Annotated in this window: 22 protein-coding genes; 9 read left to right on the forward strand and 13 right to left on the reverse strand. The window is 65.7% G+C overall.

Features of this window, described 5'->3' with window-relative positions:
* Positions 1-29: 29 nt before the first annotated feature.
* On the reverse strand, positions 30-998 hold the full coding sequence (locus JOF56_RS54635; RefSeq protein ID WP_245378799.1) for a trypsin-like serine peptidase: 969 nt from the start codon (positions 996-998) through the stop codon (positions 30-32).
* A 373-nt stretch (positions 999-1,371) separates the two neighbouring features.
* Between JOF56_RS54635 and JOF56_RS54640 the strand changes: the two genes are divergently transcribed.
* Positions 1,372-1,803: a MarR family winged helix-turn-helix transcriptional regulator gene (locus JOF56_RS54640; RefSeq protein WP_209647379.1), complete on the forward strand. Its 432-nt coding sequence runs from the start codon at positions 1,372-1,374 to the stop codon at positions 1,801-1,803.
* A gap of 33 nt (positions 1,804-1,836) precedes the next feature.
* Positions 1,837-2,412: an isochorismatase family protein gene (locus JOF56_RS54645; RefSeq protein WP_209647381.1), complete on the forward strand. Its 576-nt coding sequence runs from the start codon at positions 1,837-1,839 to the stop codon at positions 2,410-2,412.
* A 151-nt stretch (positions 2,413-2,563) separates the two neighbouring features.
* Here JOF56_RS54645 and JOF56_RS60610 read toward each other — a convergent pair whose 3' ends face one another.
* Positions 2,564-3,721 (reverse strand): cytochrome P450, encoded by a 1,158-nt coding sequence (locus JOF56_RS60610; protein ID WP_307855710.1) that lies wholly within the window; start codon positions 3,719-3,721, stop codon positions 2,564-2,566.
* A 96-nt stretch (positions 3,722-3,817) separates the two neighbouring features.
* A complete protein-coding gene (locus tag JOF56_RS54655; protein WP_372448345.1) occupies positions 3,818-5,464 on the reverse strand; it encodes an NPCBM/NEW2 domain-containing protein in 1,647 nt (548 codons plus the stop codon).
* A gap of 209 nt (positions 5,465-5,673) precedes the next feature.
* On the opposite strand from JOF56_RS54655, the gene JOF56_RS54660 reads away from it, so the two are divergent.
* Positions 5,674-8,550, forward strand: a complete 2,877-nt coding sequence (locus JOF56_RS54660; protein ID WP_209647382.1) for a discoidin domain-containing protein — start codon at positions 5,674-5,676, stop codon at positions 8,548-8,550.
* Between the two features lie 55 nt (positions 8,551-8,605).
* On the opposite strand, the gene JOF56_RS54665 is transcribed toward JOF56_RS54660, so the two are convergent.
* Positions 8,606-9,715, reverse strand: coding sequence for a S1 family peptidase (locus JOF56_RS54665; protein WP_209647384.1), 1,110 nt, complete (start codon positions 9,713-9,715; stop codon positions 8,606-8,608).
* Positions 9,716-9,908: 193 nt separating this feature from the next.
* On the opposite strand from JOF56_RS54665, the gene JOF56_RS54670 reads away from it, so the two are divergent.
* On the forward strand, positions 9,909-10,415 hold the full coding sequence (locus JOF56_RS54670) for a protein-tyrosine phosphatase family protein (protein WP_209647386.1): 507 nt from the start codon (positions 9,909-9,911) through the stop codon (positions 10,413-10,415).
* Between the two features lie 2 nt (positions 10,416-10,417).
* On the opposite strand, the gene JOF56_RS54675 is transcribed toward JOF56_RS54670, so the two are convergent.
* Together JOF56_RS54675 and JOF56_RS54680 are read right to left on the reverse strand one after the other, a co-directional pair.
* Complete coding sequence (locus JOF56_RS54675) at positions 10,418-10,771, reverse strand: iron chaperone (protein ID WP_209647387.1); 354 nt, start codon at positions 10,769-10,771, stop codon at positions 10,418-10,420.
* Positions 10,749-11,270 (reverse strand): M15 family metallopeptidase domain-containing protein, encoded by a 522-nt coding sequence (locus JOF56_RS54680; protein ID WP_209647389.1) that lies wholly within the window; start codon positions 11,268-11,270, stop codon positions 10,749-10,751. Before JOF56_RS54680 ends, JOF56_RS54675 begins: the two co-directional genes overlap by 23 nt.
* Before the next feature lie 172 nt (positions 11,271-11,442).
* Between JOF56_RS54680 and JOF56_RS54685 the strand changes: the two genes are divergently transcribed.
* The 4 genes from JOF56_RS54685 (at position 11,443) to JOF56_RS54700 (ending at position 14,650) form a co-directional block, all read left to right on the forward strand.
* A complete protein-coding gene (locus JOF56_RS54685; RefSeq protein WP_209647391.1) occupies positions 11,443-12,114 on the forward strand; it encodes a response regulator in 672 nt (223 codons plus the stop codon).
* Entirely contained in the window at positions 12,111-13,418 is a 1,308-nt protein-coding gene (locus JOF56_RS54690) for an ATP-binding protein (protein ID WP_209647393.1), read from the forward strand. Before JOF56_RS54685 ends, JOF56_RS54690 begins: the two co-directional genes overlap by 4 nt.
* On the forward strand, positions 13,415-13,822 hold the full coding sequence (locus tag JOF56_RS54695; RefSeq protein WP_209647395.1) for a hypothetical protein: 408 nt from the start codon (positions 13,415-13,417) through the stop codon (positions 13,820-13,822). Before JOF56_RS54690 ends, JOF56_RS54695 begins: the two co-directional genes overlap by 4 nt.
* A gap of 249 nt (positions 13,823-14,071) precedes the next feature.
* Positions 14,072-14,650: an NUDIX domain-containing protein gene (locus JOF56_RS54700; RefSeq protein WP_245378800.1), complete on the forward strand. Its 579-nt coding sequence runs from the start codon at positions 14,072-14,074 to the stop codon at positions 14,648-14,650.
* A 69-nt stretch (positions 14,651-14,719) separates the two neighbouring features.
* Here the strand turns inward: JOF56_RS54700 and JOF56_RS54705 are convergent, their stop codons facing one another.
* Together JOF56_RS54705 and JOF56_RS54710 are read right to left on the reverse strand one after the other, a co-directional pair.
* Positions 14,720-15,262, reverse strand: coding sequence for a cysteine hydrolase family protein (locus JOF56_RS54705; protein WP_209647397.1), 543 nt, complete (start codon positions 15,260-15,262; stop codon positions 14,720-14,722).
* Between the two features lie 85 nt (positions 15,263-15,347).
* Complete coding sequence (locus JOF56_RS54710) at positions 15,348-16,082, reverse strand: sulfite exporter TauE/SafE family protein (RefSeq protein ID WP_209647399.1); 735 nt, start codon at positions 16,080-16,082, stop codon at positions 15,348-15,350.
* A 57-nt stretch (positions 16,083-16,139) separates the two neighbouring features.
* Between JOF56_RS54710 and JOF56_RS54715 the strand changes: the two genes are divergently transcribed.
* The gene (locus tag JOF56_RS54715; RefSeq protein WP_209647400.1) at positions 16,140-17,057 is read left to right on the forward strand and encodes a LysR family transcriptional regulator; all 918 of its coding nucleotides are present in this window, start codon (positions 16,140-16,142) and stop codon (positions 17,055-17,057) included.
* Here the strand turns inward: JOF56_RS54715 and JOF56_RS60615 are convergent.
* The 5 genes from JOF56_RS60615 to JOF56_RS54740 all read right to left on the reverse strand — a co-directional run bounded on the left by JOF56_RS60615 (position 17,054) and on the right by JOF56_RS54740 (position 21,254).
* On the reverse strand, positions 17,054-17,752 hold the full coding sequence (locus tag JOF56_RS60615) for an ASCH domain-containing protein (protein WP_307855848.1): 699 nt from the start codon (positions 17,750-17,752) through the stop codon (positions 17,054-17,056). The genes JOF56_RS54715 and JOF56_RS60615 overlap by 4 nt on opposite strands.
* A complete protein-coding gene (locus tag JOF56_RS54725) occupies positions 17,752-18,519 on the reverse strand; it encodes a hypothetical protein (RefSeq protein ID WP_209647401.1) in 768 nt (255 codons plus the stop codon). The genes JOF56_RS60615 and JOF56_RS54725 overlap by 1 nt, the downstream gene beginning before the upstream one ends.
* Positions 18,516-19,130 carry an AAA family ATPase gene (locus JOF56_RS54730; protein ID WP_209647403.1) on the reverse strand — a complete coding sequence of 205 codons (615 nt, stop codon included), beginning with the start codon at positions 19,128-19,130 and terminating at the stop codon, positions 18,516-18,518. The genes JOF56_RS54725 and JOF56_RS54730 overlap by 4 nt, the downstream gene beginning before the upstream one ends.
* Positions 19,127-20,035, reverse strand: coding sequence for a hypothetical protein (locus JOF56_RS54735; protein ID WP_209647404.1), 909 nt, complete (start codon positions 20,033-20,035; stop codon positions 19,127-19,129). The genes JOF56_RS54730 and JOF56_RS54735 overlap by 4 nt, the downstream gene beginning before the upstream one ends.
* A 91-nt stretch (positions 20,036-20,126) precedes the next feature.
* Positions 20,127-21,254 carry a sulfotransferase family protein gene (locus JOF56_RS54740; RefSeq protein WP_209647406.1) on the reverse strand — a complete coding sequence of 376 codons (1,128 nt, stop codon included), beginning with the start codon at positions 21,252-21,254 and terminating at the stop codon, positions 20,127-20,129.
* Positions 21,255-21,260: the final 6 nt, after the last annotated feature.

A 21,260-nucleotide genomic window follows, 5' to 3' on the forward strand; every position in this document is an offset into this window, starting at 1 on the left:
CCCCGCACGCCCGGCCTGGAGTATTCGGATCAGAAACCGGCTGCCTGAGCGGCGTTGAGAACCGGAATCCAGGTGCTCGACGCCGCACGGGCGTAGAACGTGTTGGTGGAGCGGTCACTGCCGGAGACCACGGCAAGCAACTGGTTGCTCGCGTTGATCACCGGGCCGCCGCTCCAGCCACCGAACGCGACACAGTTGTTGGTGAACAGGAAGGTCACACCGTTGGCACCGTTGGCGTCACGGCCGTTGCCGACGCAGCGCAACTGGTTCTGGCCGCCGTAACGCTCCTGCGGGTAGCCGTGGGTGACGAAGCCGTTGATCACACCGCTGTTGTTGGAGACCCAGCCCAGGCCGCCGACCACGTTGGTGATCTTCGAGGCGCCCTGCGCCTGAATGGCCACGGAGGCGACGTCGTCCTCGTGCACGATGCCGTCGTTGCCGTGGTTGAAGTACGTGGTCGGAATCCAGAACGTGGCCGCCGACCAGGTGCCCAGCGGGCGGGCGTTGTTGTCGTACGACGGCACGAAGATCAGGTTCTGGCTCCACAGGTGCTGGGCCGGGCCGCCCTGGAAGACGCAGTGCGCGGCCGTGGCGACCACGCTCTTGCCGCTCGAGTTGATCACCGAGCCGGAGCAGACGTAGTTCAGCCCGTCCTTGGGGTTGAGAAAGAAGATCTTGCCGGTGACCCGGGACTTGAAGTCTCCCGTGTACGGCCGCGCCACCTGGGCGTTGCCGAACTGGTCGCCGCCGGGAGTGAGCACAGGGTTGGCGTCCAGCGGACCGACCGGCGCCGCCTTGGCGTCCTGGCGGACCGGTCTGGCCTTACGCATCCGTTCCGGGGTCCAGTACTGCTCGGCCTGTGCCTGCGACAGCGCACCGACCTCGGGTGCCTTGGTGACATCGGACGCGGCAGGCGCGGCCGAGGCGAGCGGCGGTGCGACCAGCATGACGGCCGCCACCGCCAGCAGCGTCTTCAACCGCAGGGAATACTTACTCAAATTACGCTCCTCAAGTGACAGGAATACGCCCACATGGACCGCCGTGAATGCCTTGGGTCCGGCCGGGTCCACAGAACAAGAGGATGTCACTCTTTCGTGGATACATCGAAAAATTAGGCAATTTGGATGACAGAGCTGATAACGCGACCAATTGGCCCGCTTTTAGCGGCCGACCAGGGTATTGCTTTCGGCACACATCCGCTGAGCGGGGGAATTCGGCCACCACGGACCACGCGATCATCCGATCATTCACAATTCCACCTGATACCACCAGGAGAAAAGGCCGCCCTTTCGGGCACCCATCCTGCATAGACAGTCCTGACTGTTCAGCTGAAACTGGACAGTCTGGACTGACGGTTCTACAGTGGGCGGCATGGACGATTCAGCCGTGCGGGCCGCGCGTGAGCTCCGGGTCGTGTTCACCCGGCTGCGCCGCCGGTTCCGGGAGGTCGCCGTCGCCCAGGACGACCTCTCCTCTTCCCAGCTGTCAGTGCTGATGTTGCTGTTCAAGGAAGGCGCGTCGACAGCCAGCGCGCTCGCCGCCGCCGAACGGGTCCGTCCACAGTCGATGGCCACCACCCTCGCGGCACTGGACCAGCACGGCCTCATCCAGCGCGCCCCGGACCCCGACGACGGCCGCCGCCAACTGATCACCCTGACTGCCCAGGGCACCGAACGCGCCGAAGGGGACACCCAGGCCCGCGCCGAATGGCTGGCCCGCGCAATGCAGACCCGTTACACCGAATCAGAACGCCGGACAATGATCGAGGCAATGGCCCTGTTGGACCGTCTCACCCAGCCGTGATCATTTCTTCAGCGAGAAAAGGAAAACACCCAGATGGCTCTCACCACCCTCGACGAGAAGACCGCATTGGTGGCACTCGATCTGATCAACGCGGTCGCCGCCATCCCCACCCAGCCGTACACAGCGGCGGAAGTGATCACCCGGACAGCGGAACTGGCCGCCGAATTCCGCACACACGGCGCTCCGGTCGTACTCGTCCGGGTCGACGCCAACCCCGGCGCTCCCGGCCGCACCGAGGCAGCCACCGGCTCACGCTCCCGTGCCATGCCGGAAGGCGCGGGTCTCATCGTCGACGCCCTGGCCGGCCACCCCGAGGACATCGTTGTCCTGAAACGGAACTGGGGCGCCTTCCACGGCACAGACCTGGACCTGCACCTGCGGCGCCGCGGCATCACCCAGGTAGTGCTGACCGGCATCGCCACAAGCATCGCCGTCGAGTCCACCGCCCGCGCCGCCCACGAACACGGCTACAACGTCACCCTCGCCACGGACGCGATGTCCGACCTGGACAGTGCGGCCCACCAGCACAGCGTCGAGCGGGTCTTCCCCCGCCTCGGCGAATCAGGCACCACCGCCGAGATCCTCGAACTCTTCGCCAAAACCCGGTAGTCCTCACGAGCAGGGCGGCTCGCGCATGGCCAGGTCTGACTGTCGTCCGCTTTGACCACTGCCACCTGGTTGTCGCTGACCTGCAGTGCGAGCCGGCCGTCCGGGCTGACTGCCGCCTGTCCGAACTTCACGATCACCGCCGAGTGGACGCCTAAGACTTGACCGCGACTCGCATGCCGCGAAGCTCGTAGCCGTCGATGTCCGGCTTGTGGCTCATGGTCGGCGGCGACTGCATCGTGATGCCGTCCAAGGCGAACAGCTTGGTCAGGAAGATGTCGGTCTCCAGCATGGCGACGTGCGCGCCGGGGCATTTGTGGGCGCCGTCGCCGAAGGACAGGCCGGTGGTGATCTCCCGGCCCGGACAGACGGCCAGCGGCTGCTCGCCGACGACGTCGGTGTCCAGATTGGCTGTGTCGATCTGGACGTGGACCATCGCGCCTTGGGGCACGGTGAAACCGCCGGGTATGTCGACCGGTTCGGTTGTGCGGCGGCGGATGTGACCGAGCACAGGTTCGAGGCGCAGCAGTTCGTGCAGGATCGCCAGCCGCTCGGGTTCTTGCGCCGCTTGGTATCCGGCGAGCAGATCCGCGTCGGTGAACAGGTGCCAGGCGGCCAGCACGATGAACTCGCGCGTGGTGACCATTCCGGCCGCCGCGAAGGTCAGGCACTCGCCGAGGATGTCCGCGGCCGAGCAGCCCTCGCCGATCAGGTGGGAGATCAGGTCGTCCTTTGGGGACTTGCGGCGGGCCTGCACGGCCGGGCGGACGTCGTTGAAGTAGATCCGCGCCCAGTTGGTCACCTGCCGGTAGACCCAGTACAGCCCGTGCAGGCTCGTGAAACCGGGTGTGCCGAACTTGTCCGGGAAGAACCGCTCCAGCCGTTGCTTGATGCCGGGCCTGCTCTCGGTCAGACCGATCACCGCCGCCGCGACCTCGACCGCGAGCTGGAAACTCAGCTCGGACAGATCCGCGGAGCCGTCCCGGCGTAATCGGTCCAATTGGGCTTCCGCGACTCGCTGCATTGTGTCGCGGTACGACTGGTCGACGCGGCGCGCAGTGAAGAACCTGGCGGTCTGGCGGCGGTGTTCGCGGTGCTCAGGGCCGTCCCGGTAGAGCACGGGCCGCCGCATCCTGGCGGGCATCTTCTCGATGGTCTCGATCCCCAGACCGGCCTGAACAGTGGCGGTCTCCCTCAGAAAAGCGCGCCCCGCCGCGTATCCGGTGATCCGCCAGACCCCGTCGTCGTCATGCCGGACCGGGCAGGCGACCTCGGTCTCGCCTCGGTCGATCTTGCGGGCGTTCGCCGCCACCAGAGCTCCTTCCAGGGGATCCCAGGATCCATCATCACCTTCTGGCCAAGGTTATGGCGATCAGCCGATCGAGGGTTACCCGGGATCCCCAGGAAATCAGGAGCAGGTGACTGTGGCGTTGGCCCAGTCGGCGTGGTCGTAGTTGATGCCGTCCTGTGTGGGCAGCACAGCGAGATGCACATAGGACTGTCCGGTCACATCGGCGAGAAGGACCTTCGGTCCATCAGTGCCACGCAACAGCCCGCTGTTGGCCAATTGCGTCCCGGCTGCCCAGACTTCCATGGTCACCGAGCCGTTGTCGCCGGACTCGTCGTCGATGCCCACGGTCGCGGTGAACTGAGTGCATTTTCCACCAAGGTAATAGCGTACTTCGCTGCGGGCATGCACGCCGATTCCCTTGTTGTAGGTAATGCCGCCGATGGTCAGCGTGCGGCCGTCGTTCGCGCCTTGCTCGCCGTTGCTGCGGTCCTTTTCCACTGGGCCCCAAGCATTGCTGCTCAGTGCCGGAGTCAGGTCCGATACCTGGGTCGTACCGGCCGCAGGAGTGGCGAACGTGCCCTGACGGCTGACCCGGTACACCACAGTGCCATGCGCCGGAACGGAAGCGCTGATCGCACCGCTGGTCGTCGTCTCCACTTTGGACCAGAGGTCACGCAGCCGGTACGAGGTCGCGTTGCCGAGCCCGGCGGCGGTGGCCGTCGTGCTGATCGTCTGAGCCGACCCGGACTCGTTGAACAGCGCGACCCCGACGTCGCCGTTTTCGAGTGGCTTGGCCAGCACGTGCCGGCCGCCGGCGTTGCTGATCTCGCCGGCCTGGATGCCCAGCGTGTCCTGATCCAGCGCGATGACGTCGCGGTTGGTCAGCACATCGAAGGTGGACTGCCCGACTTTACGCAGGTCGGCACCGATGAGCAGGGGCGAGTTCATCATCGACCAGAGGGTGAAGTGGCTGCGGTACTCCACGTCGGTCATGCCGCCGTTGCCGACCTCGAGCATGTCCGGGTCGTTCCACGCGCCACGCTGCGAGTACGGCGCCAGCCCGACGTTGCGTTTGAAGATGTCGAGCATGCTGCCCCAGTTGTCGCTGATGTCACCGGTGGTGCGCCAGCTGTTGCCGACCGGCTGGGCCCAGGTCCACGGCTGGTTGGAGCCCCACTCGCAGATCGAGAACACGATCGGCCGTCCGGTGGCCGCCAGCGCGTCCCGCATCTTCGTGTAACGCTGCTGCGCGCTCTGGCCTTGATGGTCGCCGCAGTTGTCGTACTTCAGGTAGTCCACGCCCCAGGACGCGAACAGCCGCGCGTCCTGCTCCTCATGGTTCAGACCGCCCGGAAAACCCTGGCCATCACAGGTCACGGTGCCGGCACTGGTGTAGATACCGAACTTCAGGCCCTTCGAGTGCACGTAGTCGGCAACCGCTTTGATGCCATTGGGAAATCTCGTCCGGTTGGGCACCAGGTTGCCGTCACTGGCGCGTTGCGGCTCGGCCCAGCAGTCGTCGATGTTGACGTACTGGTAGCCCGCGTCCTTCAGGCCACGCGAGACGAACAGGTCGGCGATGCCCTTGACCATCGCCTCGTTGAACTCGGCACGGCAGTGCGTGGAGTTCCAGTTGTTGAACCCCATCACGGGTGTTCGTGACAGTCCGTTCTCCAGCGCCACAGCCTGCGGCGTAACCACCACAGCCATCCCTGTCGTGATCAATAAGGCAGCCATGACCGCCCCGAGCCAGCGTCCAGCCATCAAGGACCTCCCTGTCCGAAAGATGCAGGCAATCAGACAACAAACGACACAATCGAACTGTCCCGCTCAGCACCACACAACCTCCATTCGGTGAGCGCCCTCCTTACACCGCGTATCCATCGGATGTATGCGTTTACATTTGCGGTCAAATGGCCTTAGCTGTCGTTTGGAACCAGGACCGATCGGATGTCTCGGAGAGGGCCAGGACAATGGGTCGTCGATTGCAGCGCAGCACTCGATTTCGGACCGGACGGCGCCTGATCTGCGCAGTCCTCAGCTTCTTGCTGGTCATGGGGCTTGGCGCGGTCCCCAGCGCGAGTGCTGAGGTGAACAATCCGCGGCAGGAGTGGTTACGCGCCGCTACCGCGGGATTGTTCCTGCACTGGGGGATGTTCACCGCGCCCCGGCATCTGGACTGCGCGCAGTGGGAGCGTGATGTCACGGGTGGCGGCTGGACGCCGGACTACTGGGTGGACGAGGCACGCAAGCTGGGCGCGTCCTACATCGTGCTGGCGACGTTCCACAGCCGGTTGGGATACGCCCGGCCGTGGCCGTCGGACATCCCGGGCAGTTGCCGTACCGAGCGGGACTTCCTGGGCGAACTCGTGAAGGCGGGCAACGCCAAGAACGTCAAGATCATCCTGTACATGACCGACGATCCGCAGTGGCACAGCGAACTGGGCAAGCAGACCCTGGATTCGGCCGCCTACTCCGCCTACAAGGGCCAGCAGGTCGACCTGACCACGCGGCGCGGCTTCGGCATGTTCAGCTACGACCTGTTCTTCGAGGTGATGCAGCGCTACGAGGGCCTTGCCGGGTTCTGGATCGACAACGACAACGAGTACTGGGAGGAGAACAAGCTCTACGAACAGATCCGTGAACGCCGGCCGTCCTGGTTGCTGAGCAACAACAACGAGGACACGCCGATCATGGACACGGTCAGCAACGAGCAGAAGACCGGCATGACCCCGGCCTATGACTACCCACAGGCCGCGTGGACGCCGATGCCTCGCTTGGTGGAGGCCGACTACAAGCTGCCGACGACCGGCGACTGGTGGTACGACGGCGGTGACCACGCGGTCGACTTCCGGTTGTCCACCGGCCGGTACATCACCAACGCGGGCTCGTCGATGAAGTCGCTGATGGCCGAAACCCCGATGGTGAACGGGAAGTTCCCGCCCGGCCAGGAGAGTTTCAACAACTTCATGGCCGGTTGGGTGCCGCCGATCCGGGAGTCGTTGTACGGCACCGAAGGCGGCGGCTACATGTACGGCGGCATGCAGCCCGGTTTCTGGAACGACGGCGCCCACGGCGTGGTCACGGTCAAACCAGGCGGCCGGACGCAGTACGTGCACGTGGTAACCAAACCCACGACTGATATGGTTCGCTTGCGGGACAACGGTTACTGGATTACCAGGGTGACCGACATCCGTACCGGCAAGCGTCTGAACTTCAACCAGTCCGGCGGCTATCTGACCATTCTCGGCGTCACCGACTGGGACACCTACGACACGGTGTTCAAAGTAGACACACTGGGTCAGCAGCTCTACTACGACCAGTCCACCGTCAGCGCGACCGCTTCCTCGTCGAAGCCGGGCTTCCCGGCGGAGAACCTGGCCGACGGGAACTTCGAAACCAACTGGGACTCGAACGCGCAGCTGCCGGTGTCGGTGACGCTGGATCTCAAGCAGCGCAAGCCCGCCACGTACCTCGCGGTGAACCAACGGGAGTGGTCGCCGACGTACGCGCGGGTCTCGTTCGGCCGCCCAGAGGACTCCGCACGGATCAAGGACTACCGCGTCTCAGTGAGCGACGACGGCGTCCGCTGGCGCCAAGTCCGGGCCGGCGCGATGCCGAGCGCCCGCGGCACCCAGTTCATCGACATCGGTGAGCAGCAGGCCCGCTACATCAAGCTGGACGTCCTCAACACGTGGAGCGGCCCGCAGGCGCCTCGGTTCTTCAACGAGCTGCAGATCGACGAGATCAAGGTGGCGCACGGATTCCCGTTGTACCCGTGGGCACAGGTGCCGTTGGAAGCCGAGCGCGCCAGCCACAACGGCGGTCTGGACGTCTGCCAGGCATGCTCCGGAACGCTGCAAGTCAAGGGTGGGGTGACGTTCCGCGATGTCACTGTGCCCACGGCAGGCGACTACCGGCTCGAGCTGAACACGACCTCAGCCGAGGCGACATCGGTGGCTGTCCGTGTCAACGACGCACCCCCGATCAACGTGGCCATTCCGGCAGACCGGCCCGACGTGCCCATCCCCACCGCGATCCCCGTTTCCCTGCGCGCAGGCTCGAACACGGTCGCGATTTCCGGCAAGGCCGGGATCGACAGAATCGCGGTCGCGCCTCTGCCACCGGCTTCGTACGTGCCGACCACGACGATGACCGTGAATCCGCACGGGATTCAGTGGCTCGGGCCCGACCAACGGTCCGTCCAGGTCACGGCGGATCTCCGGCTGGACGTGGACAGTCCTATCCAGACGGTCAAGCTCGCGCCGGTGGTCCCGGCCGGGTGGACGCTGCAAGGCGATCCGGCGACGACACAGACACTGCGTCTGGGCCAGATCCTCAGCGGTACCTGGGCATTGACGTCGAACCAGGCCGTTGCCCCGTCCACAATTCCGGTCACCGCGTCGTTCCAGGTGCTCGGCCGGGCCAAGCAGGTCACCACTAACGTCCAGGTCCGGCCTAGGCCCGCCGACCGGATCTTCATGCGGGAGGCCGAGGACTCCCGCAACAAGTTCGGCAGCACCGGCCTGACCAGCTGTGGTCCGTGCTCCGGCGGTGAGAAGGTCCGCAATATCGGTGGCGCGACGGACGCGTTCGTGCAGTTCGACAACGTCCCAGCGGCCGCGGCCGGGCAGTACACACTGTTCGTCGACTACACGGTCAACGGGCCCCGGTCGTACTTCATCTCGGTCAACGGCGGCCCGCCCGTCGAACTGGCCCTCGACGGCCAGGGCAACAACACTCCTTACACCGCAACAATTCCCATCACCCTGAAGGCAGGCGACAACAGCATCAAACTGTTCAACGACCGGCTGGGCGCTCCGGACCTCGACCGGATCTCCATCGGCTGAGGCCCCTGTCGGCTGGGTGCGGGTCTTACGGGCCCGCACCCAGCCGATCCGCCTCTCAGGCCGTGACCAGGCTCAGCCCGTACCTGCCCAGAATCTCGTTCACCGGCTGGAACCACGTCTCGCCACCGCTGCCGCAGTTGCCCCAGCCACCCGAAGTGACGCCCTGGGCTTGGTCACCGGTGATGAACGAGCCACCCGAGTCACCGGGTTCGGCGCAGACACTGGTCTTCGTGGCGCCGTAGAACGCGCCTTCCTTGTAGTTCACCGTCTCGTTCTTGGCGAGCACCTGGCCGCAGTGCCAGTGTGTGGTCGACCCGGACCGGCAGACCGAGGTGCCCACCGGGGCCTCCCACGACCCGCGCACGAGCGCGTCGGACACCTGTCCCCAGCCCAGCACGACCGGCGCGTTCCACCAGCCCCACCCGGTCCGGATGAACGAGTAGTCGTCGCCGGGGAAGGACGAGCCCTCGAACCGGCCCATCTGCGAGCCGTCCCAGCCCACGACGTTGCTGCCGACGCCACCACAGTGACCGGCGCTGACGAACCCGCCGTGCACCGAGAACCCGATCGAACACCGCGTGTTCCCGTTGATGTAGTACGGATCGCCACCGACTGTGCCTGCCGCAAACGTCTGCGGGCGCGCGGCGGTAGTCGTCTTGACCGTCACCGGACCGGCTTTGCGCGCCTGCTCAACGAAGGCGTCCACTTCGGAATTCCGGGCACCGACTGTGATCACAACACTGCCGGATCGCGGGTCGGCGTACCAGCTGTGCACGGCCGGTGGCGCCTTCTGGGTGTCCACTTTGGCCTTGGCCTGATCCAGCGCCCGCGCCGAGATAGGCGTCAGCGCGGTTTCCGCGCCGGTTGCCCGGACTGCGGCCGCCTTGCTCTGGTCAGTCAGCCCGACCACCAGCTTGCCACGGTCCGCGTCGTACCAGCTGCCGCCGAAAGCCTCCCCAGCAGCAAGTTCAGCTGCTTGAGCAGACCGCATCGCCAGCGCCTCGCGCTGAAGCAAGGTCCGTGCCTGCTGGGCCGTCAAGCCCAGGTCACGCTCCATGGCGGCGGTCAGGCCAGGCGAGAGTTCATCCGCTGTCGCGGTCGGCGCGACCACACCGGCAAGCGCAGCCGCGCCGGCGAGTATCGCGAGAGCTCGTCGAGACTTCATCGTCGTCCTCATTTTCCGTGCAGGGTTACGGATCCGTGAGAGCGCTCTCTCCCTGAGAGTCGGCCACCTCGGAGCCGAAGGTCAAGAGGATGATCGAAAGTGATCGCCGGACCAGTGCCGACTGGACATTCGTTCACCAGCGGAACATTCCCGGCCCAGCGCTCGTTGCCCCCATGACCGAGGGGAGATCGCCATGCGGACCCGTCAGAAGGATCGAGACGTGCCCGGCCCGGGCGCGCCATGGAACGAGATCAGACCCGGCCTCTGGATGGGCGGCCACCACTGGACCGACCCGGCAGGCGAACTGCAACCCGCCATTGTGACCGACGAATTCGACCTGGTGATAAGCCTCTACACCCGCTCAGGCCACGGCCCGCCGGCCACCATCGAGCACAGAGTCGCCGAAATACCGGACGCGGCACTCACCGCGTTCCAGATCGACCAGGTCCGCCTGCTCGCCCTGCTCGCCGCGACAGCCACAAAAACCGGCCGTACAACCCTCGTCCGCTGCCACGCGGGCTACAACAGATCAGGCCTGGTCGTCGCCCAAACCCTGATCGAACTCGGCTACGAACCCCGCGACGCGATCCAATTGATCAGACAACGCCGTTCACCATGGGCCTTGCACAACGCACTGTTCGAAGAATACCTGCTGACCGGCCTCGACATCGCCCACCTGCTGGTCGGACTGGAATCCTGAGATCAGTCGACCTTGCGGGCGGTGGCCTGTAGCAGTGACTGGAGGAGGTCGAAATCGATCTTGTCCGGGGTGCGGAATCGCAGACAGCTCTTGCCCATGTCGTGGTTTGCGAGCTGTGGGGCGTGGGCGTCGCGGACGTCGGCGCGGATATAGAGCGAGATGTACTGTTTCTGGCTGGCGAATGCGAAGCTGCCTTCGCCGTCGCGGCTGTAGGTCGGCATGCCGTATTGCATCGACTCGGTGAAGCCTGTCAGTTCCTGCAGGCATAGTTGCCGAATGCGGCGTAGGGCTGCCTGTCGTTCCGGCGTGACCTCGTCGAGGAATGTGTCGACGTCAGCGGCTGAGCTTTGGACCATGGCTCAGCCTAACCCCGGGAAATGGCAATCGCACTGGTCGTCGCGTGCGGTATTCGAAGTGCCACCATTCGTTGTCGTAAGTGCGGTAGAGGTTGTAGCGCCAGCCGTTGAGTTCAAGCCACAGCGCGCCTTCCCGTGGCCTGACGTCGATGGCCATTCCCTTGACGTGTGGGGATTCCGACGGGTGCAGCACCTTGGGCAGGCCGGGACGGCTGAGGTCTTCGATGTACATCCGGTGCTGGCGGGCGGCGTCGCGGTGGCCCGAGGTGACGCCGAGCAGTTGGCCGTCACACCAGAATGCCTCGGTGCGTGCGGTGGTGAACGCGACGAACAACGACGGGTTGAGGCCTTCGAGGTTCTCGGCTGGGAAGCGGACGGCGAGCGCCCACTGGCACGCCACATAGCGAGCGTGGCCGGGAGCGCGCAGGTGGGCCAGCGGCAGCATGCACCGGGCATATACCTTGGTCATCGCTGCTAGGAAACGGTCACGTGTAGTCATACCGTTCACTGTCGGCGGCGACTGTGGGCAACCGTTTCGCACTGTGTAACAGGTCTGTACTGCTGAGACTGTGACACAACCATGACATTGCCCGCACTCACTGTGCACATCGCCGGGCCATGATCGGCGGGTGGACAGGCGGACTCCAGCCGGCCCTGCGATTGTTGGTGGCATGTCTCGGGTGTTGTTGATCGAAGACGACCAGGCGGTACGTGATGGGCTGCAGCTGGCGCTGACCCGGCAGGGTCACGTCGTGCAGGCCTTCGGGACCGGTGAGCAAGGGCTGGGACGGCTGGCGGACGCCGACGTGGTGGTGCTGGACCTGATGCTGCCCGGAATCGACGGCTTCGAGGTGTGCCGCCGGATCAGGTCGGGCAGCGACCTGCCGATCATCATGCTCACCGCACGCAGCGACGATATGGACGTGGTCGCCGGGCTGGAGGCGGGCGCCGACGACTACGTGGTCAAACCGGTCCAGCCGCGGGTGCTCGAGGCCCGGATCCGTGCTGTCCTGCGGCGGGCTGCCGAGCCGTCGAAGCAGACCGCGCAACGGCACGGCGGACTGACCATCGACCGGGCCGGCCTGGTGATCAGCAAAGGCGGGCAGGTGGTCGGCCTCGCACCGACCGAACTGCGCCTGCTGCTGGAGCTCTCCAGCTCGCCCGGCCAGGTGCTCAGCCGCCAGCAGCTGCTGGAATCGGTCTGGGAGCACGGTTATCTCGGCGACTCACGGCTGGTGGACGCCTGTGTGCAGCGGCTTCGGTCCAAAATAGAGGATGACCCCGCCACGCCGGTGTACATCCAGACCGTGCGTGGTTTCGGGTACCGGTTCGGGCCGGTATGAGGAGTCTGCGTATCCGGCTCCTGATCGCGTTCACGTTGCTCGCCGGGCTTACCGCAGCGGCGGTCGCGGGCGCTATGTACGTCAACGCCCGCAACGTGATCCTGCAGAAGGCGCAGGACGCCGCCGTACTGACGTTCACCGACAACCTCGCCAAGGCCGTCAGCGTGCACGACATATTCGACGGGATGTCCTCCCGCGACAACACCGTTGTCGTCTTCTACCGTGGACGGCCCGCGCCCGGGTCAAGGAACTATGTCAGCAAAGAACTACGCGAACGGGTACGCAGCGGACGCGTGGCGTGGCAACGAGTCGAGCTCCTCGGCGAGCCCAACCTCGTGATCGGGGCACAGGTGGGCGAAGCCGAGGTGTACGTCGTCCGCAGCATGGTCCCCGAACAGATCGCCATCGGCCAACTGGCGACGCGAGCGTGGCTGATCGGCATTTTCGCTGTGGTGGCGGCGACATTGCTGGCCCTGTACGCGGCTTGGACCGTCCTCGGGCCCGTGCGAGAACTGAACGCGGCGGCCTTGCGGCTGGGTCAGGGTGACCTGTCGTCACGTGTGGCGGTCCGCGGCAACGACGAGCTGGCAGCGGTGGCCAAGACCTTCAACAACACCGCCGACGCCTTGGAGAAGCAGGTCGCCGACGCCAAGCGGTTCGTCGCGGACGTGTCGCACGAACTGCGCACTCCACTGGCCGCGATGATCGCGGTCACCGACGTCCTCGACGAAGAGGCCATCGACCTGGGCACGGACGCGGGCAAGGCGGCACGTCTGGTGAGCCAGGAGACCCGCAACCTGACTCGTCTGGTCGAAGACCTGATGGAGATCAGCCGGTTCGACTCCGGCACGGCCGCGCTCTCACTCGACAACGTCGACATCAGCGCGGCGATCGGCTCGGCTCTGCGCACCCGCGGCTGGACCGACGAGGTCACCGTGGACCTGCAGCCGGTCGTGGCCCGCGTGGACCCGAGGAGGCTGGACGTCATCGTGGCCAACCTGGTCGGCAACGCCCTCAAGCACGGCGCTCCCCCAGTCACGGTCCGGCTGTTCAACGAACCAGGCTGGCTCACCATCGAGGTCAGCGACCACGGAACAGGCCTCGACCCGGACGTCCTGCCCTACGTGTTCAACCGGTTCTACAAGGCCGACACGGCCAGGACCCGTTCCGAGGGCAGCGGCCTGGGCCTGGCCATCGCCTGGGAGAACGCACACCTGCACCACGGAACCCTGTCGGCGGCAAACGGCCCCGGCGGCGGTGGCGTGTTCACTCTCCGTCTGCCGAACCAAGGCGGTGCCGGATGAAGCGTCTCCTGCTCGCGCTGCTTGTCCTGCTGGCCGGTTGCGGAGTCCAGCCCACGGACCCGATCACCGGCAACCCGTCTACCGGCGCCATGGTCTACCTGATCCAGCTCGGTTCGCCCACCCCGGTACTCCGGCCGACTCCTTTCCAAGCTCGCCCCAACGATTCCCTCTCCCTGCTGGCCGACAGCCTGACCGCAGCCGAACGGGACGCCGGTTTCACCAACGAGGTCCCCAACACGGCCTCGCCGATCACCATCGCCGGAAGCACGATCACCCTGCAGGTCGACCCGAACTCGTTGTCCGCCTTGGCAGTCGCCCAGATCGCCTGCACAGCCGCAGTCTCCAGGCCCGTCACGCTTACCGGCGGCGGACAGACCCGGGGACCAACCAGATGCCCCGTGTGACCAGGCCGATCAGCCGGAGGTTCGTTCGGCGGTGGCGAAGGTGTGCTTGCCGTTGCGCGAGGCAGGACACTTCCTTTTCCGCACGCTCCGCGGCGTGCGTTGAGAGCGTGGTCCAGCAAGGTCTCCCCGACGTCGAACACCACCGCTGTGATCATGCCCAACTCCTGCGCTACGGCGCAGAGGCTGACACGACGGGGGTAGGTTTTGTCGACGTCGATCCAGCGTGATTCCGGATTCTCGAATGCGTGGATGGCCTGGCTGGGCGATGTGTCAGGCAGCGGCGCACAAGAGCTGATGATTCTTGCTGCCATCGCTCTCGCTAGGGTCGCGGACGTGTCAAGTTCTCAGGTGTTGCCGGTTGAGCAGTATGTGGCCGGGTTGAACCGGAAGCGGATGGTTGCGGGTGTGCTGTTCCGGGACCGTGAGGGTCGTGTGTTGTTGCTGGAGCCCTCTTACAAGCCGAACTGGGAGATTCCCGGTGGTGCTGTGGATGCTGACGAGTCACCGTGGGCAGCGGCTGTCCGTGAGGTCGGCGAGGAGTTGACGCTGGAGTGGCCGTTGGGTCGTCTGTTGGTGGTGGACTATGTGCGTCCGCAGGACTCCCGGCCGGAAGGCGTGGTGTTCGTCTTTGACGGCGGTGTTCTCGATCAGTCTGATGTGGACGAGTTCGTGTTCTCAGACGGCGAGATCCTGTCCGCAGGTTTCTACACAATGTCTGAGGTTCGCGAGCGTGTGAAACCGCTGCTGGCTGACCGGATCGAGGCCGCTATGGCAGCTGCGGAGCAGGGCGTGACGGCGCTATGTGAGCACGGCCGCCGAGTTGCATGAATGGTCCGTGCGCTGCCCGTATGGGCCTCTGACCAGCTGTTTGTCAGAGGCGCCTTCGCCAAGGTTTGACTAAAGCCAGTCGGCGCAGGGCATGACCTCGAATCCCCGGCTCGGAAAGACGGCGTCCATGAAGAAGTTGTGCATTGCCTGATCGCCGTCAGCACAACCGTCACGTAGCACGGTCACCTGGTAGCCGCGATCTGCCGCGTCATAGGACGTCGCGGCCACCATTGCGCTGGTCGCTACTCCGGCAATCGCGAGAGTACTGACGCCGCGGGCGCGGAGCACGAGGTCAAGGTCTGTACCGGCGAACGCGCTGGCGCGGCGTTTCAGTACGACAACGTCCTCGTCGGCGACCGGCAGGTCGATCTCGGTTCCGGGCGATCCCTCATGGAAGGCGTCCCCGGCGTCGTAGAACATCCGATACAGGTCGTTTCCCGGCAGCAGGTCGGTCCCGTTGCCCCGAAAGGCGAAGTGCACGAACACAACGAGGACACCGGCCACGCGCGCACGCGGCAGCAGTCCGGTAATCGGCGGTAGGACCTGTCTGGCGAACGGATAGCTGCCTGTGATGCCCTGCTGAAGGTCGCCGATGATCAGTGCGTTGGTCAAGCCAGGCTCCCGTCCGGCCGCCGCACCCGTGGTGGACAGGCGGCCTTGATGATCTCGATGGTCACCACTGAAGCTACCGCTGCGATCAGACAGCCAGTTTGACCGCCGCCGCCAGGCCCAGGGTTCCGATCACATAGCGAAGCGGGGCGGGCGGGATCCGCCGGGACAGATACGCGCCGATTGGTCCCGCTATCGCTGTTGTGATACCGAAAACGACGGTCACTGGCCAGTGCACCGGTGCCACGAAACAGAAGAGGATGCCCGCGACGCCGTTGGCCAGGGCCTGCAGGACGGCTTTCACCGCGTTCATCTCGTGTGTGGTGCCTTTGGCGAACAGGCCGAGCAGGGCGAAGAAGATCACGCCGACGCCTGTGCCGAAGTAGCCGCCGTAGATCGCGGTGCCGAAGATGCTGGACCGCAACGGCCCGCGATGTGCTTGCGCGGACTTCAGTTTCCTGGCGATCAACGGCTGCAGCAGGACCAGGACCGCGCCGAGACCGAGCAGTCCCGGCACAAGATAGGTGAAAACACGTTCGGGCAGAACGAAAAGCAGCGCACCACCGATCAGGGAGCCCACTGCGGCCACCGGGATAACCTTGCGCAGCAACGGCTTCTGGGCGCGAAGCTCACGCCGGAAACTGATCGACGCGCCGATGTTGCCGGGCACCACGCCGATGCTGTTGCAGACGTTGGCCTGCAGCGGGGTCAGCCCGAGCGCGAGGAAGACCGGGAACGTCAGCAGGGCCCCGGCGCCGGCGATCCCGTTGATCGCACCGGCCACCAGGCCGACGGCGGCCACGAGTAGCAAGTCCACAGCCATTGACTGTCCTCAACCAGCGGTCATGCGTCCAATGAACGTTGGCGATGAGATCGATGCGTGGTAAGCATAGATGTGGAGATCGACCAGCTCAGGTGGTTCGTGATGGTCGCCGAGGGCCGCACTGTCACGGCCGCGGCAGCCGAGTTGCATGTGTCACAGCCTGCTCTGTCACGTGGTCTGGCCAGGCTGGAGCACGAGATCGGCGTGCCCCTGTTCGACCGCGTGGGCCGGGTCCTACGGCTCAACAGCAATGGCCGCACCCTGCTGGACGCCACAAAACGAGCCCTGAACTCACTGGACGGCGCCGTCCGCACCATCGGCACGGCAGCCGATCCCACCCACGGCACAGTCCGGTTCGCGTTCCTCAACACACTCGGCGCGGAACTGGTGCCCGTGCTGCTGAGCGGATTCCGAGCCCGCTATCCGGCCGTCGAGTTCCTGCTCCGCCAAGGCGGAACCTCCCGCAACGAGCAAAGCCTGCTGGACGGCGAAGTCGACATGGTCATGGCCGCGCAACCATTCGACCAGCCCGGCATCACCTGGCAGCCGATCCTGGAGGAACCACTGGCCCTGGTCGTCCCGGCCGGCCATCGCCTCGCCACCCGCCGAAAAGTCAAACTCGCCGAGGTCAGCCACGAACCATTCGTAACGTTCTCCCACGGCTTCGGCCTCCGCCCAATAACCGAACGTCTATGCCAGCAAGCAGGATTCACACCACAAGTAGCCTTTGAAGGCGAAGACCCAGCCATGTTGCGCGGTCTCGTCGGCGCCGGCTGCGGCGTCGCCCTCCTCGCCCCAGCCCCAGGCCCACTCCCCGACATAGTCGAGCTACCAATCTCGGCACCCCGATGCGCCCGCACCATCGGCGTCGGCTGGTGCCCCGACCACTACGCACCCGCAGTAGTCGAGGCATTCCGCTCCTACGTCCTCACCGAATCCTCCCCACCAGCCACCTGGGCAAAATTCTGGACCTAGAACGAGGGTGGGTCGACCAGTTCGATGCCCAGGGCAACGACACCGAGGGCTTCGCGTTCGGGAGGGTAGATCTGGCGGATGTTCGCGAGTTGCTCGTCGCGAGTGGCCAGCGGGTTGACCGAGGCGACTTCCTCGTGGTCGAACATCTCGTCGAACGTGTCGTATCGGGTGACACGGGTGACTCGGGTGAGAACCTCGTCGCCTTGGCAGCGGAACCGGATCAGCGAGCCTTCCTTGATCTTGCGGCGGCTGGAGTCGTTGACACGGATCTCGGTGGTCTTGCGGCCGGCGGCGATGAGGTCGAAGTAGCGCTTGTAGATGCCCATCTCATGGGCGCGGACGACGGGTTCTGGGGGACGTTGCGTCATGAGCCGGCCGAGTTCCTTGACGGTGAACGAGCGGAAGAAGTGCTTGGGATCGGTCAGCAGCTCGCTGACCATCCAGACCAGCGAGTCGACGTAGTTGTCGATCGAGCCGGGCCATACGGTGGTATCGAGCATCCAGGGCTCGACATCGGCGGGCAAGGCGCCCTTATCCTGCTCGCGCAGCAGAGACTTGGACAGCTTCGCCCCGGTCGGGGCGAGCACCTGCGGCGTGAACACGCGGATCGGCATGTGCGCGGGCGGGGTGTTCAGCGCGCCGAGCGCGCCGTCCACAAGTTGGCAGCCGAAGGCCCAGTCGCCGCCCTTCATCATCACATGCAGGGTCTGGCCGTCCCGGCCGACAGTTCGTTCCTTGACCAGGTTGCGATAGAGGGTGGCCAGGTCGAGGTAGGGCTGGTCATCCTCGGGGTCGATGTGCGCCTCATAGGCGCCGTGGTCGAAGCAGACCGCGGTGAAGGTGGCCCCATCCTCGTCGAGGTGGGCGAGTTTGGTGCGGTCGGCGCGTTTCTCCGCCCAGCCGCAGTCCGGGCAGGCAACGCGGACGTGGATGACGCCATGGGAGGGCGCCATCCACCAGCGGATGTCCTCCAGACGTTCCAGGGTGCGCAGGAACTCGGCCCGGAAACCCGGGGTGGCTTGTGCTGGTCGGTGTAGGTCTCCACCTCGTAGCCGGTGTCGGTGGCCTGCGACAGCGAGGTGAAGAACGCCTGGTAGTAGCCGTCGATCAGTTCGCTGATCTTGTCCTTGCCCAGTGCGTGGTAGTAGGTCTGTTGGTAGGCGGTATGCGTCTCCGGGTCGAGCACCACCTCGTGGGGTGCGTTGTCCAGGGCGCCGAACCGCACGCCAGTGTCGATGGAGAACTCCCGCCGGGCGATCTTGGCAAGTAGGAACGCTGCGGTCTGGACGAGGTTGGTGCCCAGGTGCGGCGCGCCGTTGATTTGGGTGCCGACCACGAACTCGATCCGCGAGGGCCGCGTGGCCAGGACGCGGGGGCGCAGGATGTCGATCGAGCGCAGCAGCGCGTTGGCCAGCACGCTGTTGGGCGAGATCAGCAACGACGGTTTCCCGTTGCGGCTCAACGAGATCGCGCTCCTCGGCTGGGTTTGGGCAGGCGCAGGTTGGCGCAGATGAAGTCCAGCCGCGCGTCGGCGGAGTCGGGGGCGACGAACACCGGTTCATAGCCGGCGTCGTAGTAGCCCTGCACGATCAACTCGTGCACGCGGCGGATCTCGCGGTCTTTGGCCCAGACGATGTCGTCGGGATCCTCGAAGGTGTCCAGCGGGTCGAGCACGAAGATCGCGTCGTAGCGATAGCGCCGGGTGGCTTGCTCCAACTGTGGGGCCGGTCGCAGCCCGAAGAACCCTTCCCAGCCATAGCCGTCCGGGATTCCCCTGTTATAGAAGCGAATTCCGCCTGTGTGCGCGGTGTATTCGGTGACGAACGCGTCGAGGACTTCCAAAGAGTACTCGCGGCGGTCCTCCTTGAGCAGGTGCCGGCCCAGTCGTTCGCGGTGCTTGCGGTAGATCTCTCGGCCGGGTTCCTCGGCCATGCACGGGATCCCTGCGGCGTGGACCGCCTCGATCAGGTCGTCCTTGCCGGAGGAGGGGCCGCCGGTGATGACGTAGCGGCGCGGGTCACCGGTCGACGCCGCCTCCAGGGCAGCGGCCAAGGCCGGGTTGGTGGTGGTCACGACAGTTGTCCGTTCTGCTCATCGGGGGTGTTCTCGGGGGATGTGGGGCGCGCGAGGAAGCCGTGGGTCCAGGCGTTGCCCAGTCCGGTTTCGTCGTGCAGGGCGGCAACGAACTGCTCACGGCTGGCTCCGCCGACGGCGGCCTCGGTCAGCCGCGATGCCTGCGCTGCGGTCAGGGCCGGCGTCCAGCCGGCCAAAGCGACCAGTTCGTCCGCTGAGGACTCCAGGTCGGAGGCGAACGCAGTGGTGTAGCTGATCGCCTCGGCGCGAGCTGCCGCCCATCGCCAAGCGGCGGTCACCGCCGTGCGCAGGATGTCCATCCGGTCGGCCTGCAGGCTGATCAGCCGCTCGACGGCGAGCAGTTCGGCGCGGGCGGCGTAGATCGCCGACCACAGCCTGCTCAACTGCTCCTCATGTTCGGCGACTTCCCAGGCGAAGGGATCCGCCTGGATCGGCTGCCGCCCGACGGCCGGAGCCAGCCGGGGCGCGATCAGCGCCGAGCGGGTGAATCGTTCGGCGTCGGCCAGCAACTCCCAGGCGATCTTCTCGATCAGCTTGGGCTCGACCCGCTTACGGAAGTGGTGGCTCTCGTGTCCAGCCTGCTCAGCCGCCACATTCCGGCGAACGGTCAGGTTCTGGCCCGGCTCGGCCGGCGGCAGTCCGAACAACGCCCGCGCCGCCGAGGCGTAGCGGGTGTCCGGGAACCGGGCCAGCAGGCCGCGCAGGGTGCCGTCCAGCGCCGCGGTGCGGCTGGCCTCATCAGCGGGGTCAGCCGCCCTGGCAACGATCCCGCGCAGGTCGAGCAGGGCCGCGTCCGCAGTGGCCGGGGTGACCGGCAGCCCGCGCCGCAGCAGCCGCGCGACCGCGGCGACCACCTCGTCCTCCACTGGGCTTTTTCTGGGCATGGATTGAGTGAAGCACAATGCCCAGAAAAAGCCCAGCACGCGCTCGTCGGATTGATGCCGTCTGCCCGGCCGGACGGCTTCGAGTCGCGGATCAGTGGGCGGTTCTCGCGAAGCGGGCGTCGGTCTGTTCGGTGGTCAGGCCGAAGTCGGCCAGGTCATAGCGGTGGGAGCGGCGGCGGTCGCCTGAGCTGTGGATGTCTTTCATCGCTGATCGGGTTTCGTCGGTGAGGGTCATGCCGAAGTGGGTGTAGATGTCGGCCACTGTCCTGAGTGGGTCGGCGACGAATTCGCGGTAGTCGACGTCGTAGAACTGGGCTGGGTTGTACTTGGCTCGGTCGGCGGTGAACTTTTCCAGGCCGCGGGCCCACAGATCCAGCTGCGAACGGCCGATGACCTCGCCGCGGAAGACCTCTGACCACGTGCCGGAAGCCTGTTCGGCGAGGCTGCAGACGGACGCGATGATCGTCGAAGGGGCGCGGTGGGTCTGGATCACCAATGCGTCCGGGTAGGCGGCCATGAGGGCGTCCAGGGCGAAGAGGTGGCTGGGGTTCTTGAGGACCCAGCGGCGGCCTGCGTCCGGCATGCCGATCAGCTGCAGGTTGCGGCGGTGCCTTTGATAAGCGGGGGTCCAGTCCTGGTCGGCGAGCCAGGACGAGTAGGTCGGGATATGGGCGAGGCATTCGAAGTCGATCGACAGCATCGACTGGCGCAGCAGCCGCCAGCATTCCTCCGCCGTATCCGCGGTCATGTAGTGCACGCCCATGAATTCGGGGTGCTCGATGTGGTGCTGTGCGTACACGGACTGGATCCGTTGGTACATGGGATTTTCTTCCCATGTGTCACGCGGCGGCCGCGGTTGGGGCACGTCGGTCAGCCAGAGTTCGAGGCCCTGGTGCGCCGGGTCTTCGACCAGCAGCCTGTGCAGGGCGGTCGTTCCGGTTCGGGGCAGTCCTGTGACGAAGATCGGCCGCTCGATGGGAACGTCCGCATAGGACGGAATTCGCTGCCATGCCGACTCGCTGAGCAGCCGGGCCACCAACGCGCCGCGCAGACCCGCGCGGTTGACCCGGACACCGAGCTCGGTCAGCTGGGCCTCCCTGTTGTAGGAGTCCAGCAGCACCGAGAGGCCTTCGAGGTAGTCGTCCGGCCCGAAGTCGGTCAGGCCGGTGATCTTGGTGGCCGATGCGTGCAGTGTCCGAGGAGTACCGATGCCGTCCACAAGCTT

Source organism: Kibdelosporangium banguiense (assembly GCF_017876405.1).
Lineage (GTDB): Bacteria > Actinomycetota > Actinomycetes > Mycobacteriales > Pseudonocardiaceae > Kibdelosporangium > Kibdelosporangium banguiense.

Coding starts and splice junctions, on each gene's coding strand:
- JOF56_RS54640 (WP_209647379.1), top strand. CDS start 1,372: ATGGACGATTCAGCCGTGCGGGCCGCGCGTGAGCTCCGGGTCGTGTTC.
- JOF56_RS54645 (WP_209647381.1), top strand. CDS start 1,837: ATGGCTCTCACCACCCTCGACGAGAAGACCGCATTGGTGGCACTCGAT.
- JOF56_RS54655 (WP_372448345.1), bottom strand. CDS start 5,464: ATGGCTGGACGCTGGCTCGGGGCGGTCATGGCTGCCTTATTGATCACG.
- JOF56_RS54660 (WP_209647382.1), top strand. CDS start 5,674: ATGGGTCGTCGATTGCAGCGCAGCACTCGATTTCGGACCGGACGGCGC.
- JOF56_RS54665 (WP_209647384.1), bottom strand. CDS start 9,715: ATGAAGTCTCGACGAGCTCTCGCGATACTCGCCGGCGCGGCTGCGCTT.
- JOF56_RS54670 (WP_209647386.1), top strand. CDS start 9,909: ATGCGGACCCGTCAGAAGGATCGAGACGTGCCCGGCCCGGGCGCGCCA.
- JOF56_RS54675 (WP_209647387.1), bottom strand. CDS start 10,771: ATGGTCCAAAGCTCAGCCGCTGACGTCGACACATTCCTCGACGAGGTC.
- JOF56_RS54680 (WP_209647389.1), bottom strand. CDS start 11,270: ATGACTACACGTGACCGTTTCCTAGCAGCGATGACCAAGGTATATGCC.
- JOF56_RS54685 (WP_209647391.1), top strand. CDS start 11,443: ATGTCTCGGGTGTTGTTGATCGAAGACGACCAGGCGGTACGTGATGGG.
- JOF56_RS54690 (WP_209647393.1), top strand. CDS start 12,111: ATGAGGAGTCTGCGTATCCGGCTCCTGATCGCGTTCACGTTGCTCGCC.
- JOF56_RS54695 (WP_209647395.1), top strand. CDS start 13,415: ATGAAGCGTCTCCTGCTCGCGCTGCTTGTCCTGCTGGCCGGTTGCGGA.
- JOF56_RS54700 (WP_245378800.1), top strand. CDS start 14,072: ATGGCCTGGCTGGGCGATGTGTCAGGCAGCGGCGCACAAGAGCTGATG.
- JOF56_RS54710 (WP_209647399.1), bottom strand. CDS start 16,082: ATGGCTGTGGACTTGCTACTCGTGGCCGCCGTCGGCCTGGTGGCCGGT.
- JOF56_RS60615 (WP_307855848.1), bottom strand. CDS start 17,752: ATGATGAAGGGCGGCGACTGGGCCTTCGGCTGCCAACTTGTGGACGGC.
- JOF56_RS54735 (WP_209647404.1), bottom strand. CDS start 20,035: ATGCCCAGAAAAAGCCCAGTGGAGGACGAGGTGGTCGCCGCGGTCGCG.